At 67.7% G+C, this 15,399-nt stretch carries 13 protein-coding genes and 1 pseudogene; 11 read left to right on the forward strand and 3 right to left on the reverse strand.

The features are described from left to right. Window positions 1-110: 110 nt before the first annotated feature. Together FCG67_RS20365 and FCG67_RS20370 are read left to right on the forward strand one after the other, a co-directional pair. Window positions 111-1,121 (forward strand): alpha/beta hydrolase, encoded by a 1,011-nt coding sequence (locus FCG67_RS20365; protein WP_136911483.1) that lies wholly within the window; start codon window positions 111-113, stop codon window positions 1,119-1,121. Window positions 1,122-1,221: 100 nt separating this feature from the next. Further along, complete coding sequence (locus FCG67_RS20370) at window positions 1,222-2,226, forward strand: iron-siderophore ABC transporter substrate-binding protein (RefSeq protein WP_136911484.1); 1,005 nt, start codon at window positions 1,222-1,224, stop codon at window positions 2,224-2,226. A gap of 11 nt (window positions 2,227-2,237) precedes the next feature. Here FCG67_RS20370 and FCG67_RS20375 read toward each other — a convergent pair whose 3' ends face one another. After that, entirely contained in the window at window positions 2,238-3,173 is a 936-nt protein-coding gene (locus FCG67_RS20375) for an aldo/keto reductase (protein WP_136911485.1), read from the reverse strand. Between the two features lie 77 nt (window positions 3,174-3,250). On the opposite strand from FCG67_RS20375, the gene FCG67_RS20380 reads away from it, so the two are divergent. From FCG67_RS20380 to FCG67_RS20395, 4 genes and pseudogenes are all read left to right on the forward strand, one after another. Further along, entirely contained in the window at window positions 3,251-3,850 is a 600-nt protein-coding gene (locus tag FCG67_RS20380; protein WP_246045192.1) for a TetR family transcriptional regulator, read from the forward strand. A 97-nt stretch (window positions 3,851-3,947) separates the two neighbouring features. Further along, window positions 3,948-4,223, forward strand: a pseudogene (locus FCG67_RS25595) (hypothetical protein); the annotation flags it as partial. 47 nt (window positions 4,224-4,270) lie between these two features. Beyond that, window positions 4,271-5,296, forward strand: a complete 1,026-nt coding sequence (locus tag FCG67_RS25600) for an HNH endonuclease signature motif containing protein (RefSeq protein ID WP_281282352.1) — start codon at window positions 4,271-4,273, stop codon at window positions 5,294-5,296. Window positions 5,297-5,415: 119 nt separating this feature from the next. Beyond that, a complete protein-coding gene (locus FCG67_RS20395) occupies window positions 5,416-6,861 on the forward strand; it encodes a sugar porter family MFS transporter (RefSeq protein ID WP_136911489.1) in 1,446 nt (481 codons plus the stop codon). A gap of 16 nt (window positions 6,862-6,877) precedes the next feature. On the opposite strand, the gene FCG67_RS20400 is transcribed toward FCG67_RS20395, so the two are convergent. Further along, window positions 6,878-8,452 carry an amidase gene (locus FCG67_RS20400; protein ID WP_169310576.1) on the reverse strand — a complete coding sequence of 525 codons (1,575 nt, stop codon included), beginning with the start codon at window positions 8,450-8,452 and terminating at the stop codon, window positions 6,878-6,880. A gap of 86 nt (window positions 8,453-8,538) precedes the next feature. Further along, complete coding sequence (gene dxs / locus FCG67_RS20405) at window positions 8,539-10,470, reverse strand: 1-deoxy-D-xylulose-5-phosphate synthase (RefSeq protein WP_136911491.1); 1,932 nt, start codon at window positions 10,468-10,470, stop codon at window positions 8,539-8,541. Between the two features lie 197 nt (window positions 10,471-10,667). Between dxs and glsA the strand changes: the two genes are divergently transcribed. The 5 genes from glsA to FCG67_RS20430 all read left to right on the forward strand — a co-directional run bounded on the left by glsA (window position 10,668) and on the right by FCG67_RS20430 (window position 15,362). Continuing rightward, complete coding sequence (glsA, locus tag FCG67_RS20410) at window positions 10,668-12,491, forward strand: glutaminase A (protein WP_136911492.1); 1,824 nt, start codon at window positions 10,668-10,670, stop codon at window positions 12,489-12,491. 100 nt (window positions 12,492-12,591) lie between these two features. Continuing rightward, the gene (locus FCG67_RS20415; RefSeq protein ID WP_136911493.1) at window positions 12,592-13,581 is read left to right on the forward strand and encodes an ATP-binding cassette domain-containing protein; all 990 of its coding nucleotides are present in this window, start codon (window positions 12,592-12,594) and stop codon (window positions 13,579-13,581) included. Beyond that, window positions 13,578-14,417 carry an ABC transporter permease gene (locus tag FCG67_RS20420; protein WP_136911494.1) on the forward strand — a complete coding sequence of 280 codons (840 nt, stop codon included), beginning with the start codon at window positions 13,578-13,580 and terminating at the stop codon, window positions 14,415-14,417. Before FCG67_RS20415 ends, FCG67_RS20420 begins: the two co-directional genes overlap by 4 nt. Further along, a complete protein-coding gene (locus tag FCG67_RS20425) occupies window positions 14,414-15,052 on the forward strand; it encodes an SIMPL domain-containing protein (RefSeq protein WP_246045193.1) in 639 nt (212 codons plus the stop codon). Before FCG67_RS20420 ends, FCG67_RS20425 begins: the two co-directional genes overlap by 4 nt. A 94-nt stretch (window positions 15,053-15,146) precedes the next feature. Then, window positions 15,147-15,362 carry a hypothetical protein gene (locus FCG67_RS20430; RefSeq protein WP_136911495.1) on the forward strand — a complete coding sequence of 72 codons (216 nt, stop codon included), beginning with the start codon at window positions 15,147-15,149 and terminating at the stop codon, window positions 15,360-15,362. The last annotated feature ends 37 nt before the right edge of the window (window positions 15,363-15,399 follow it).

The following is a 15,399-nucleotide window of genomic DNA, read 5'->3' on the forward strand; positions in this document are numbered from 1 at the left end:
AGAGTGCCCGTGAACGGCGGCCGTGCATGGCCGCACCGACGAAAGGCCATAACAGAATGCGAGTCAGACGTCTCAGGGGTGGGAGGGCCGTCTCGAGGCTCAAACGCGCAATGCTGGTGTCATTGGCGATCGTGCTACCGCTCGGGGTGTCGGTAGCAGGTCCCGTTGGCACCGCCTCGGCAGCGTTCAACCCGAGTGGTTTCGACTTCTGGGTCGATTCCGACATGGGCCCGATCAAGTCGCGCGTCTTCCGCGCAGCGGACGGCAACACCGGCCGGGTGGTTTATGCGCTCGACGGCATGCGGGCGCGGGACGACCTGAACGGTTGGGAGATCGAGACCGACGTCGCACGCGCGCTGACCAGATGGAACATCAACGTCGTGATGCCGGTCGGCGGTCAGTCGAGCTTCTACGCGGACTGGAACGCGCCGAGCACCTTCGGACCGGATACCGGTTCGGGTGAGGGATCGACGGGCTCGGCGGGTTCGTCGGCCGTGGGGTCGTCCGCCGCCCCGACCGATGTGGCGGGAAAGCGGAACACCTACAAGTGGGAGACGTTCCTCACCAGGCAACTCCCGTCCGCGCTGCGCTCGGAGCTCGGCTTCAGCTCCCACCGCAACGGCGTGTTCGGCCTGTCGATGGGTGGCAGCGCCGCGCTGACCCTGGCCGCGTACTACCCGCAGCAGTTCAGCTTCGCGGGCTCGTACTCCGGCTTCCTCAACATGTCGGCACCCGGAATGCGTGAGGCACTCCGCGTGGCGATGATCTCGGCAGGCGGCTTCAACATCGACGCACTGGCACCGCCGTGGGGTCCGCAGTGGCTGCGGATGGACCCCTTCGTGTTCGCACAAAGCCTGAAGGACCACAACACCCGCCTGTGGGTCTCCTCCGGCAGCGCGCTCCCCGGTAACGGAGACGTCAACGACGCACTCGGAATCGTGCAGGCCGTTCCGTTGGAGGCATTGGCACTGGCCAACACCCGTGCGTTCGAGGTCCGGATGGCCACCATCGGCGCAGGCAACGTCCACTACGACTACCCCGCCACGGGAGTCCACAACTGGAAGAACTGGGAGGACCAGGTCAACCGCATGATTCCCGACCTGTCGGCCAACATCGGTTGATTCGTCCATAGGGTTCATCTCGCGGATCCGCGCCCCAGGCACCTCGCCCGGGGCGCGGACCCGTTTCCGGGGCCAGGATAGTTAGGTTAGGCTCCCCTGTATGCGTTCACTCTTTCGTCTCGGCATCGCCGCCCTCGCCGCCACCACCCTGGTCGGCTGCGCTTCCGACACCGCGAACTCCGGTTCCACAGCTGGAGGCGACGGCACCTACCCGGTCAGCATCGACAACACCTTCGGCACCACCACCCTCGACGCGAGGCCGGACCGACTCGTCACCATGGGCTGGAACGCCCAGGATGTGCTCTACGCGCTCGGCCTCACGCCCGTCGGCCAGCCGAAGTACGTGTACGGAGCCAACCCGAACGGCGTGATGCCCTGGGCCGAGAAATACTACGACGCTGACAAGACCACGCTGTTCGACGATCCGCAGGCAGGCGAGCCGTCCATCGAGACACTGGCCGCGCTGGCCCCTGACGCGATCCTGGCGCCGTACGAGGGATTCGACCAGGCCTACTATGACAAGCTCAGCCGGCTCGCGCCCACCGTCGCCTATCCGGGCAAGGCCTGGCAGACGACCTGGCAGGACCAGACCAGCATCATCGGCGAGGCGGTCGGCAAGCCAGACGAGGCGAAGGGCCTGATCGACGGACTGGGGAAGACCCTGGCCGACACCGGATCCCAGCACCCCGAGTTCGCGGGAAAGACTCTCGCGGTGGTGAACTTCGACACCGGCGCGGGTGAGGCCAACGTGTACCTGCCGACGGATCCGCGGGTCCAGGTCCTCACCGAGCTCGGATTCGTCAATGCCCCCGGCGTGGAGAAGCTCGCCGCGGCCAACGAGAGCGGCAAGTTCTACCAGGACATCTCGTTGGAGAACGTGCGCGACATCGACGCGGACGTCATCGTGGCCTTCACCGACGGCGCGACAGATCCGCTCGGCAACCCCGCCATCGCCTCGCTCGGGGCGGTTCAGCGCGGCTCGGCCGTCCTCCTCAGCGACCAGCAGGTCATCGCAGGACTCAGCAACGTCAACGTGCTCAGCATCCCGTGGGTGCTCGACAAGATCGTCCCGCAGTTGTCGGAGGCGGCGAAGCGCGCCGGCTGAGGCACCGCTACCTACATGCGGCCGCCGACACCACCAGTGGGGGCTATCTGCGCGATGGCGGCGAGATCGTCGGGAGTCAGGCCCAGTTCGGCCGCGGTCACGTTCTGCTCGACGCGCTGCGGGTTGCGAGATCCCGGGATCGGGACGATGTAGTCCTTGCGGGTCAGCAGCCACGCCAGTGAAAGCTGCGCGAGCGTGGCGCCCCTGCCTGCGGCGAGTGCGGTCAACTCATCGACGATGGCGACATTGGCGTGGAAGTTCTCCGGCGCCCACCAGGGGATGTACTGGCGGAAGTCGTTGGCGTCGTAACTCTCACGGGAGGCTACCGCGCCACTGAGGAAGCCCCGAGCCAGCGGTGAATATGCGACGAATCCGATACCGAGCTCCTCGAGGACAGGAAACAGGGGTTCGACGTCGCGCGCGAAGATCGAGCACTCGGTCTGCAGCACCGAGATCGGGTGTACCGCGTGCGCGGCGCGGATGGTGGACTCGTCCGCCTCGGACAGCCCCAGATATTTGACCTTGCCTGCCTCGACGAACTCTTGCATCGTGCCGATCACGTCTTCGATCGGGATGTTCGGGTCGGGGCGATGCTGGTACAGCAGGTCGATCGTGTCGACGCAGAGGTTACGCAGGCTGGCCTCGACCACCTCGCGGATATGCTCCGGACGCGAGTCGAGACCGAAGGAGTGGGTGAAGCCGAACTTCGTCGCGATGACCACGTCGTCGCGGATCGGCGCCAGCGCCCGTCCGAGCAGTTTCTCGCCTTCGCCCCATCCGTACATCTCGGCGGTGTCGAACATCGTCACGCCGAGCTCATGAGCCATTCGGATCGCCGCGATCGACTCGGCGTCGTCGGTGGGGCCATAACCCGTGGCGGTGCCCATCGCCCCGTAGCCGACCGCGGCAGCGGCCAGGCCCTGTCCGCCGAGAGTGCGAGTGTCCATGAGAAGCCCTTCCACCAGGTGTCATGATCCGTCAACTATGTCAGTCTCTGACACTTTCGACACTGTACGCTTCCATCGTGGAAACCTCATCGAATCCAGGCCTACGCGACATCACGCGCAAGGCCGTGCGCACACGGATCGCCGAGGTTGCGATCGACCTGTTCGCGCAGCAGGGTTTCGATGCGGTCACCGTCGAGCAGATCGCTGCCGAGGTGGGCATTTCGGCCCGCAGCTTCCACCGCTACTTCCCAGCCAAGGAGGACGCCGTCATCGGCGACCTCGTCCCCTGGGGCGAGTTCGTCCGCGACGCCTTCGCCGCGCGGCCTGCCGATGAACCGGTCTGGGATTCTCTGCGTGCGTCCTTCGAAGCCCTACTGGCTCAACCGAATAGGGACGAACAACGAAGTAAGAGGACCATGCGTGTTCTGACGAGCGCGGCCTCCCTACGCGCTCGCAACCTCGAAAAGCACCTGCTGTGGGCAAGCCTGCTCACCCCGCTCGTGCAGGAGCGACTGGCCGGCGATCTCGCGGTACTGCGAGCACAGACACTGGTGCAGGCGTCGCTGGCCTGCTTCGACGTTGCGCTGACCACCTGGGCTGAGCCTGACGAGACCATGGACGCCGTGGAACTCCTCCGTCAATCTTTCGCCACGCTCGCGCCCAGGAATCCAGCCTAGGGAGCCAACTACAGCGCTCCACCTCCGCTCGGTCGCCGGACCTGGAGGGGCAATGACACCATTGCGATCGAACATATGTTCTAGTAGTCTTTGATGCATGCACCTCGCCGAGCTGCTCGACCGACCCCAGGACGTGGTCGCGTGGCAGATCGGTGAACGCGAACTCGTGGCCCTGCTGCCGGAGCTGTCGACGCGGATCCGCCAACTCGAGGCGCTGCGGGTGCGACTGGCGCAGGAGGCCGCATTCCGTGGCGCGGTCACGCTGACCGGCGCCTCCTCCGCCGAGGGCTGGCTGGCCGAGTCGTCGAAACTCACCCCAGGCCATGCCAAACGCGTGATGTCACTGGGCGCCGACCTCGACCGCTTCCCCGACGTCAAGGCCTCCTTCGAGAACGGTGACATCGACAGCGAGCAGGCCCGATCGATCATCGGACTGCTCCTCAAGGTCCCCGACTACACCTCCGACATCAAGAACTCCGCCAACGGCGGAGACTTCGACGACCCCGCCGCCGAATGCGCCAGCCAATGCACCACGTACCTCCTCACCAACGGCGCCCGGGAGAACGCCGAGGACACCCGCAGATGGCCTCGATGCTCCAACCCGACGACACGACACCACCCGACGACGAGAACGACAAGCTCAACGAGCTCTTCGCCTCCCGCACCGCCGGTGGCCGACTGCGCATCAAGGGACACTTCGACAAGGCCACCGGCGAACAACTCATGACCGCCCTGTCAGCACTGTCCAAGCCGCAGCCCGGACGCAACACCACCAGCGGTCAGCGCGAACCCGACCCCCGGTCCGCACCCCAACGGCGCGCCGACGCGTTCGCCGACATCATCCGCCACCACCTCGACACCGGCGCCGCCCCCGGCGAAGGCGGCGAAAGACCCCACATGACCGTCTTCGTCGGCCTCGGCGACCTCGCCAACGCCACCCGCGGCGCAGGCGCCGAGCCCGAGGAGAATCCGACGGCAAGGAGACCCGGGCCGTCCTTCATCCGCCGCGGCCCCGCCTGGATGCCCTGGCTCGGACCGATCGGCCTCCGCCTCGCCGTCACCCTCTCCTGCGACGCCTCGATTACCCCGATCGTCATGGACGATGACGGCAACCCACTCGACGTAGGCCGCACCACCCGGACCATCCCCCGCCGACTCCGACGCGCCCTCGACGCCCGCGACTGCGGATGCGCCTTCCCCGGATGCGGGCGCCCCGCCGCCTGGACCGACGGCCACCATATCCACCACTGGTCGGACGGCGGCGAAACCAAACTCACGAACCTGGTACTGCTCTGCAGGTTCCACCACACCCTCATCCACAAAGGCGACTGGCAGGTCCACATCGGCGACGACCAGCACCCGTGGTTCATCCCGCCAGCCTGGATCGACCACGAACGAAAACCCATCCCAGCCCACAACCGCAGTCAGCTACTACTCGCCGGCTGACCCAGCAACTCCCGGCGTTTATCGCCAACATCGCACCCGCATCGGCGTAGCGTCCACACTGTCCCGGGTGTTGCACGACGCAATGGGGCGTCGACCGCGGGACGCGCTAGGGGTCAGAGATGGCACAGAGCGACACCGCCTTCGGCGGCACCGGGTCGGGCGCGGCGAAGGCGGACGTCGCCCACGCCGTGATGTTCGCGGGGGCGGCCGCACTCGGCGGCTTCCTCTTCGGCTACGACACCGCGGTCATCAACGGCGCGGTGGGCGCCATCCGTGACAAGTACGACATCGGCGCCGCCGGAACGGGACTCACCGTCTCCCTCACACTGCTCGGGGCCGCGCTCGGCGCATGGATCGCCGGCGAGTTCGCCGACCGCCTCGGACGCATCCGGGTGATGCAGGTGGCCGCGGTGCTGTTCATCGTCGGCGCCCTCGGGTCGGCCTTCCCGTTCAGCGTCTACGACCTCACCGCCTGGCGCGTACTCGGCGGCGTGGCGGTCGGCTTCGCATCCGTGATCGCGCCCGCCTACATCGCCGAGATCTCCCCCGCCGCCATCCGGGGCCGCCTCGGATCCATGTACCAGCTCGCCATCGTCCTCGGCATCGCCATCTCCCAGCTCGTCAACTACGCACTGTCCGAGTCTGCGGGCGGGGCAAGGGGCAAGCTGGCGGGAATCGAGGCCTGGCAGTGGATGCTCGCGCTCGAGGCGGTTCCGGCCGTGCTCTACCTGATCATGACCTTCACCATCCCCGAGTCCCCGCGGTTCCTGGTCGCGCGCTCGCGCGACGAAGATGCCCGCAAGATCATCTCCAGGCTGGAGGGCGGCGACCACGAGGCGGTCACCGTCCGGATGAACGAGATCCGCGCTTCGCTGAGCGAGCACCGGACCAAGACCACTGTCCGCGAACTGTTCTCGAAGCGGCTCGGGGTCGCGCCCCTGGTCTGGGTCGGAATCGCACTCGCCGCGCTCCAGCAGTTCGTCGGGATCAACGTGATCTTCTACTACTCCAGCACCCTGTGGCAGGCGGTCGGATACGGTGAGGACAGGTCCCTGTTCATCAGCGTCGTCAGTGCATTGGTCAACATTCTCGGCACCTTCGTCGCGATCGCGGTCATCGACCGGATCGGCCGCAAACCGCTCCTGCTGATCGGCTCGGTGGGGATGGCCATCTCGCTGGCCATCACGGCGGTGTGCTTCAACACCGCCACCATCACCACCGACGCGGACGGCGACTCGGTTGCGACCCTCAGCGACACCAACGGCATGATCGCGCTCCTGGCGGCCAACGCGTTCGTGTTCTTCTTCGCCCTCTCCTGGGGCCCCGTGGTCTGGGTCCTGATCAGCGAACTCTTCCCGAACCGGGTCCGAGCCGCCGCGGTCGGCGTCGCCACGGCCGCCAACTGGGTCGCGAACTTCCTGGTCTCCTCGACCTTCCCGACGCTCGCGGACTGGAACCTCTCGCTCACATACGGCGGGTACGCCGCGATGTCCGCGATCTCGTTCTTCGTCGTTCTGCGCTTCGTCAAGGAGACCCGCGGACGCACCCTGGAGGCGGCCGGCTGATCACCGGCCCCGAACGTCAGATCCGGTCGGTGGCCGTCGTGGCGATGATCCGGAACGCGGCGGGGGCGGCATCGGTGTTGGTCGGGTCGGGACCGGCACCGGGCGTCCCGAGCGAGACCTCCGGGATCTGACGGGGGGCACCGGACAGCGGCGCCATCTCCCGCCAGATCGGTTGCGCCTCCTGGAGTTCGAGGGCCATCGCGATCAGCCCGGCCTCATCCCATGGCCGCCCACCGAGCTGAACACCGAACGGGATGCCCGTCTCGGCCGATCGGCCCGCCGGAATGCAGAGAGCAGGCGCACCACTGTAATTCGCCCACTCGACATCGCCGACCACGTTCTCCGGACGCTTCACACCGTCCAGCTTCGTACCGGGAAGCAGCACACAGTCGAGCCGGTTGTCCGCGAGCATCCGGTTGTATGCACGCTGATACTCGGCTCGTGAACGCTGGAAGTCCCAGTACTCGGAGACCGGTGCGGCCAGCATCGCGATCGCGCCGCCCATCATCGCTGCGGACATCGGCTCGTAATCGGCTGCCCGGTCGGAGAACTGGCGATGGTAGGCACCGGCCTCGATGTAGTCGCCTGGGAGCATTCCCTCCGGCAGCGGCGGCATCTCGACGGCCACGATCTCCCCACCGAGCTCGCGCACGAGTCCGATGAATCCCTCGAAGACCGCGGCGAGTGCGCCCGGCAATGCCTCGCCGACTCCGTTGGGGAGTCCGAACCGCTTACCCGCCAGAGGATTCCGTCCGCCGCGGGCAACGAGAGGGTATCCGCCCTCGGGCAGAGCGGGCGCGGTCGCGGTCACCGGGTCCTGCGGGTCGAATCCCGCCATGAAGCCGAGCAGCAGTGCCGCGTCGGCGATGCTGTGGCCGATCGAACCGACGTGATCGCGACTCCAGATCCCGGGGATGACGCCATAGCTGCTGCACAGACCGTAGGTGGGCTTGATGGCGCTCACCCCGCACACCGATGCAGGCAGGCGAATCGACCCACCGGTATCCGTACCGGTGGCCAGCGGCGCGAATCGCGCGGCCACAACGGCGGCGCTACCACCCGAGGAACCACCGACGGACGCTGTTGTGTCCCAGGGATTTCCGACCTGCGGGGTGCACGATCCGATCGCGAACTCGTGGGTGTGCGCGTGCCCCATCAGAACCATGCCCGCCTCACTCAGGCGCTGCACCACGGTGGCGTTACCCGCGGCGATGTTGCCCTCGAGCACCCGGCTCGACGCCGTCAGCGGCAGACCCTCCACCGCGAACAGATCCTTGAGCGCGATGGGCAGGCCGCACACCAGGGGCGCCGCGCCGTGGCGCGCGACCTCGGCGGCGGAGAGACGCTGGGCCGCACGGTCGGCCTGCGCGTATGCCAGCTCCGGATAGATCCGAACCCAGGCCGACACGTCGCCGTCCAATTCGGCGCTGCGAGACAGGCAGGCGTCCAACAACTCTCGGGGATGCAGCTTGCGGGTCTGCAACAGGTTCGCCGCCTCGACCGCGCTCAGCAGAGCGGGATCGGTCGCGGCGACCGAGCCCGATGCGCCGGCCCGCTCGCCCCTCGCCGACACGACTCCCAGTGTGCTCATCCGGACCCTCTCGCCGTCAGAACGCGGACGAGACAGAGCGGTACCCATGCGAAAGTTCCCCCAATTGGTTAGCGATTTGCACCAATCTAACTGATTCGGGGGTTGCGCACTTCCACTTCAGACTTTTCGGGCGCGCCCGGACGCACACCGACGACCCAGCCGGTGACCTGGCGGGCCAGATCCTGCGCGGTGAGACCGAGTTCCTTGAGGATCTGATCTCGCGAGGCGTGGTCCAGGAACCGTTGCGGCACACCGACATCCCTCGAGGGCGTGTCCACCCCTGCGGCGCGCAGAGCGGCCGAGACGCTGGAGCCGATGCCACCGTGCACTCCGCTGTCCTCGACCGTGACGACCATGCGGAAGCCCTCGGCGAGAGTGACCAGCGCCTCGGGCACCGGCAGCACCCAGCGCGGGTCGACGACCGCGGCACTGATGCCCTGCTGCTCGAGTCGGACGGCCGTTTCGAGTGCCACCTCGGCGAAGGGGCCGACAGCGACGATCAGCACATCTCCCGTGCCCGCCTCTGGCATGCGCAGCACATCCACCGTGCCACCGAGTCGCTCGATCGCCGGGATGTCCTCGGCCACAGCGCCCTTCGGGAATCGCAACGCCGTCGGGCCATCGCTGACCGCGAGCGCCTCCGCGAGCTCCTCCCGCAACGAGGCCGCATCCCTCGGCGCGGCGACGCGGATGCCCGGCACAATCCCGAGCAGCGAGAAGTCCCACATGCCGTTGTGGCTGGCGCCGTCCGGACCTGTGATCCCCGCCCGGTCGAGAACGATCGTCACGGGCTGGTCGAGCAGCGCCACATCCATCAGCAACTGGTCGAACGCGCGGTTGAGGAAGGTCGAGTACACCGCGACCACCGGGTGCAGCCCGCCGAGGGCGAGGCCTGCAGCAGAGGTGAGCGCGTGCTGTTCGGCGATGCCGACGTCGAACATCCGGTCCGGGAACCGCTCGCCGAAGGCCGCGAGGCCGGTCGGCCCCGGCATGGCCGCGGTGATCGCGACGATGTCCTGGCGGCGCTCGGCCTGGGCGACCAACTCCTCCGAGAACACCGAGGTCCAGTCCGCGGCGGGCTCGGACGTCGACCGCCCGGTGAGCGGATCGATGACGCCGGTCGCGTGCATCTGATCGGCGACATGGTTCTCAGCATGGGCGTAACCCATGCCCTTGCGCGTCACGGCGTGCACGATCACCGGTCCACCGAAGGACTTCGCCCGTCGCATCGCCGACTCGAGGGCGGCCTCGTCATGGCCGTCGACCGGCCCCAGGTACTTGATGCCGAGGTCGGTGAACATGACCTGTGGGCTCACCATGTCCTTGATCCCGGCCTTCATGCCGTGCAGGAGTTGGTACGCGGCGCGCCCCACCCACGGCATCTTCTTGACCATGCGCCGACTGTTGTCGAGGACCTTCTCGTAGCCCGGCTGCAGCCGCAGCGCCGCGAGGTGATCGGCGAGCCCACCGATGGTCGGGGCGTAGGAGCGGCCGTTGTCGTTCACGACGATGACGACCGAGCGATTGCGGCCCGCCGCGATGTTGTTGAGTGCCTCCCAACACATTCCGCCGGTCAACGCACCGTCGCCGACCACGGCGACCACGTGCCGATCCTGCCCGGTCAGTTCGAAGGCCTTCGCCAGACCGTCCGCGTAGGACAACGCGGCGGAGGCATGGGAGGACTCGACCCAGTCGTGTTCGCTCTCGGCGCGGCACGGGTAACCGGACAGCCCACCCTGCTTGCGAAGTGAGTCGAACTGGTCCATCCGGCCCGTGACCATCTTGTGCACGTAGGCCTGATGGCCGGTGTCGAAGATGATCGGGTCGGACGGCGAGTCGAAGACGCGGTGCAGCGCCAAGGTGAGCTCGACGACGCCCAGGTTCGGCCCGAGGTGTCCGCCGGTGGCGGAGACCTTGTGGACGAGGAATTCACGGATCTCCGTGGCGAGCTCCCGCATCTCGGCGGGGCTCAGCGCGCGCAGATCGGTGGGCGCCTGGATTCGAGAAAGGACACCCAACGAGATCGCTCCCTCCAGAGACACAGCAAAGAACTGCGTGAACACGGCGTCGACACCGTGCCGACCGACCCAGTCTACGGAGTCCGCATCCGACAACCACCCGACGTCCCGTCCACCCGCGCGGCGCGGCGGCGTTGCCTGCTCATTATGCCGAACTTCGGTGACCGAGGTCACCGCGGTGGACCTAGGCTGACCCCATGCGCAACGTCGTGGACGGCCTCATCGGGGAAGTGTTCGCACGGTGCCGGGAGAACCGCACCGGAGAACTCGCCGACTACATCCCGGAACTCGCCGCCGTCGCGCCCGACTCGTTCTCCCTGTGTATCGCCACCTCCGACGGATACGTCTACGAGTCGGGCGACGCGCACACCGAGTTCACCATCCAATCCATCTCGAAACCCCTGACCTACGGTCTGGCGCTGGCCGACCGCGGCCTGAGCGCCGTCGCCGAGAAGATCGATGTCGAACCGTCCGGAGAGCCCTTCAACGAGATCAGCCTCGACCCTGTCACGGAGCGGCCCCGTAACCCCATGATCAACGCGGGCGCGATCGCGGCCGCCTCGCTGATCGACGGGGACGATGCCGAGCATCGATTCGAGCGACTGCGCCGGTGCTACTCCCGCTACGCGGGCCGCGAGCTCGCGCTCAACGAGGCGGTCTACCGATCCGAGGCCCGCACCGGTCACCGCAACCGGGCCATCGGCCACATGCTGCGCTCGTTCGGCATCATCGCGGACGACCCCGATGCGGCCGTCGACCTCTACTTCAGGCAGTGCTCGATCGACGTCACCTGCCGCGACCTCGCACTGATGGGTGCGACGCTGGCCAACAACGGGGTCAACCCGGTCACCCACGAACGGGCGCTGGCGCCTGACCTCGTCGAACGGGTACTGAGCGTGATGACCACCTGCGGGATGTACGACGCCGCGGGCGACTGGGTGACGCAGGTGGGCCTGCCCGCGAAGAGCGGCGTCGGCGGCGGCGTGCTCGCGGTGTTGCCCGGTCAGATCGGGATCGCGGTGTACTCGCCGCGGCTCGACGCCCACGGCAACAGCGTCCGCGGGGTGCAGGCCTGCCGGGAGCTCTCGAAGGAACTCGAGCTGCACTTCCTGCACGTGACGCGCGCGGCCAGGTCCGCGGTCAGGTCCAGTTACTCGGTCGCGGAGGCGCCGTCGAGGCAGCGACGCGGGCAGGCCGAACGCGAGTCGCTCGAGAAGTTCGGGCGTCGCGCGCGGATCTACGAATTGCACGGTGACCTGCTGTTCGCGGGCACGGAGACCGCGGTGCGCGAGATCACCGCGCAGAGCGGCGAACTCGAGGCGGTCGCCGTCGACGTCCGGCGGGTGGACGACGTCAGCGGGGTCGCGGGCAGGATGCTGTCCGACCTGTACGACGACCTCGGCGTCAAGGGCTGCCAGCTCGCGCTTGTCGACCCCGAGGGCCGGCTGGGGCACACCACCTCCGGGCTGGCTCCCGCCGCAGGCGGCCGGGTTTTCGTCGATCTCGACTCGGCCCTCGAGTGGTGCGAGGACACTCTCCTGGACCGGCACTGCGCGGGCGACAGGCTGCCGGAGTCGATCACGCTCGCCGAACACCCCCTGCTTTCGGCGCTCAGCGCCGAGCAGTTCGACAGATTCGCGGGTGAGCTGGAGATCCGGACTGTCGCCAAGGGCGAGCTGATCGTGCAGCGCGGCGATCCGGCGGCGGGCATATTCCTGATCCTCGCCGGGCGGGTGAGCAACACCCTGCAGGGGACGGACGGGGTCCCCCACCGGATCACCACACTCGCGCCTGGGATGACGTTCGGCGAGATGCCGATGCTGATCGGGGAACGGTTCCTCGGCGACGTGCACGCCGACACCGATGTTCGATTGGCGGTGGTGCCGCCGGACCGTTTCGCCCGCCTCAGCGCCGAAGCACCCGGCCTCAAGGTGGCACTCCTCGAGCAGTTGGCGGCGGGCGCATATGCCCAGATGGAGGCCGCGATCCGGTCGCTGGCGCCGCGGGGCCGCCTGGGCTGAGCCGCCCGTCAGCGAGTCGATCCCGCCCGAATTGTCGGACCCGGCACCTACGCTCGAAACTACGTTGCCGTCGACCGCAGGATCGGAGAAGGTACTTCACATGACCTTGAACGCAGGACTCGCGATCGAAACCGAGGGACTGGTCAAACGGTTCGGATCCAACGTCGCGGTCGACGGTGTCGATCTCGCGGTTCCCTCCGGCGGCGTATACGGCGTCCTCGGACCCAACGGCGCGGGCAAGACCACCACCATCCGCATGCTCGCGACCCTGCTCGAGATCGACGGCGGCAGCGCCAGGGTGCTCGGGCACGACGTCGCCAAGGAAGCGGACACGGTCCGCAGCAAGGTCGCCCTGACCGGTCAGTTCGCCTCGCTGGACGAGGACCTGTCCGGCACCGAGAACCTGGTGCTGCTGGCCCGACTGTTCGGCTTCTCGAGGGCGGGCGCCAAGGCCAGGTCCGAACAGCTGCTGACGGCCTTCGACCTCGTCGAGGCGGGACCGCGGCAGGTGAAGACGTTCTCCGGCGGGATGCGCAGGCGCCTGGACATCGCGGCCAGCATCATCGTCACACCGGAGCTGATCTTCCTCGACGAACCGACCACCGGACTCGATCCACGCAGCCGCAACCAGGTCTGGGAGATCGTCCGGGCCCTGGTCGCGGGCGGCACCACCGTGCTGCTCACCACCCAGTACCTCGACGAGGCCGATCAGCTGGCCGACCGGGTCGCGGTGATCGACCACGGCAAGGTCATCGCGGAGGGCACCACCGGCGAGCTCAAGGCCTCGGTCGGGTCCGGCGCCCTGCACGTGCGCGTCGCGGATCAGGCGAAACGGGACGCGGCGGCCGTCCTGCTCGGCGACGTCCTCGGCGTCGAGATCACGCGGGAATCCGATCCGGCGGCGCTGACAGCGCGGATCGAGGACCCGCAGCGGGTCGCCCGCGCGCTGCCCGCACTCGACGACGCGGGCATCTCGGTGACCACCTTCGCGCTCGGACAGCCCAGCCTCGACGAGGTGTTCCTCGCGCTCACCGGCCGGCCGGCCGAATCAGCAGACGACCAGGAATTCGTGAAGGAGACGGCATCATGACATCGACCTCCGTGCAATCCCCGTCGGTTGCGCCGGCGGTGAGCGACGTGCTGCAGCTCTCGGGGCCGCGGCCGGCACGGCCGAACGCGCTGTCGACGTCGCTGTCCTTCGGGTGGCGGGCGCTGCTGAAGATCAAGCACGTGCCCGAGCAGTTGTTCGACGTGACCATGTTCCCGATCATGTTCACGCTGATGTTCACGTACCTGTTCGGCGGTGCCCTCGCCGGGTCCACCGAGGCCTACGTGCAGTTCCTGATCCCGGGCATCCTGGTCCAGACGGTCGTCATGATCACCATGTACACCGGTCTGACGCTGAACAAGGACATCGAGAAGGGCGTCTTCGACCGCTTCCGGTCCCTGCCGATCTGGCGGCCCGCGCCGCTGGTCGGTGCCCTCTTCGGCGATGTGGTCCGGTACACGATCGCCTCGGTGATCGTGATGGTCCTCGGACTGATCATCGGGTTCCGGCCGCAGGGCGGGTTCGTCGGCGTGGTGGCCTCCATCGCGCTGCTGCTGCTGTTCTCGTTCAGCATGTCGTGGGTATGGACGATGTTCGCGATGCTGATGCGCACCGAGCAGGCCGTGATGGGCGTGTCGATGTTCATCCTGTTCCCGCTCACGTTCGCGAGCAACATCTTCGTCGACCCGTCCACCATGCCGAGCTGGCTGCAGGCCTTTGTGAACGTCAATCCGATCAGCAAGCTGGTGACCGCGATCCGCGGGTTGATGGCGGGCACCGTCGAGCTCGGCGATCTGGCCATCGTGCTCGGCTGGTGTGCCGGCTTCATCCTGATCTTCGGGCCCATCACGATGCGCCTGTACAACAAGAAGTCGTGACCTCGCAGATGACATCGTCCGTCACCGTCCTCGGCCACGGCTCGGCGGCCGCCTCCCCCGACATCATGCGGATCACGGTGTCCGTGGAGGCTCGCAGGCCCGAGGTGACCAGTGCGTTCGAACGGGCTGGGCAGGCGGCCCAGGCCGTCTCCGAGGCGCTCCGCTCGGCCGGGGTATCCCCCGCCGACGTCTCCACCACGGGACTGTCCGTGCACGCGGACACCGTGTGGCAGGAGAACCAGGGCCAGCAGGTGGTCGGCTACATCGCCAGTACCGCACTGTCGGTGACGCTGCGCGATCTGTCGGACCCAGGTCGGGTCATCGCCGACTGCGTCGGCGCGGGCGGGGACGACGTCCGGCTCGGCGGTCTCGAGCTGGGGATCGCCGACCAGGCCGGGCTGCTGAGTCAGGCCAGGGACGCGGCCTTCGCCGATGCCCTCGCGAAGGCGAAACAGTACGCGGGCCTGTCGGGACGCGAGCTCGGCAAGGTCGTCGAGGTCTCCGAGGACGTCGACTCGCCGCCGATGCCGAGGCCGATGGTGCGGGCGATGAAGGCGTCGGCCGATGCCATGCCGATCGAACGCGGCGAGACCGAGCTGTCGGTGGCGGTGCGGGTGCGCTGGACCCTGATCTGAACCCCCAAAAAGCGCCCGTGACCTGCATCACCTGTGCCGAAGATCTCGTTCCCAGAGTTTGGGAAGGTGCGGGTCGGTCGGCGACACTGGTGCGGTGATCCCCTATCTCGTTCTTTCCTCGGTACTGATCGCGCTCATGGGCGTGGTCGTCATCGGCCGCCGGACCAACGGCGGGCAGGCCTTCAACCTCGACCAGTTCCGCTCGCAGGCTCCGCTGGCCGGAGTCCTGCCCGCGGACCACCGCCCGCGCCGTGAGTACCACGATCTGGTGGCGGCATATATCAACGCCGACGTATTCCGGGCCGCCTGAGCCGGCCGTCATCTGAGCCACGACGCAGTGCGGCCCA

Source organism: Rhodococcus oryzae, from assembly GCF_005049235.1.
Classification (GTDB): Bacteria; Actinomycetota; Actinomycetes; order Mycobacteriales; family Mycobacteriaceae; genus Rhodococcus_G; species Rhodococcus_G oryzae.

Coding starts and splice junctions, on each gene's coding strand:
- FCG67_RS20365 (WP_136911483.1), top strand. CDS start 111: ATGCTGGTGTCATTGGCGATCGTGCTACCGCTCGGGGTGTCGGTAGCA.
- FCG67_RS20370 (WP_136911484.1), top strand. CDS start 1,222: ATGCGTTCACTCTTTCGTCTCGGCATCGCCGCCCTCGCCGCCACCACC.
- FCG67_RS20375 (WP_136911485.1), bottom strand. CDS start 3,173: ATGGACACTCGCACTCTCGGCGGACAGGGCCTGGCCGCTGCCGCGGTC.
- FCG67_RS20395 (WP_136911489.1), top strand. CDS start 5,416: ATGGCACAGAGCGACACCGCCTTCGGCGGCACCGGGTCGGGCGCGGCG.
- FCG67_RS20400 (WP_169310576.1), bottom strand. CDS start 8,452: ATGAGCACACTGGGAGTCGTGTCGGCGAGGGGCGAGCGGGCCGGCGCA.
- glsA (WP_136911492.1), top strand. CDS start 10,668: ATGCGCAACGTCGTGGACGGCCTCATCGGGGAAGTGTTCGCACGGTGC.
- FCG67_RS20415 (WP_136911493.1), top strand. CDS start 12,592: ATGACCTTGAACGCAGGACTCGCGATCGAAACCGAGGGACTGGTCAAA.
- FCG67_RS20420 (WP_136911494.1), top strand. CDS start 13,578: ATGACATCGACCTCCGTGCAATCCCCGTCGGTTGCGCCGGCGGTGAGC.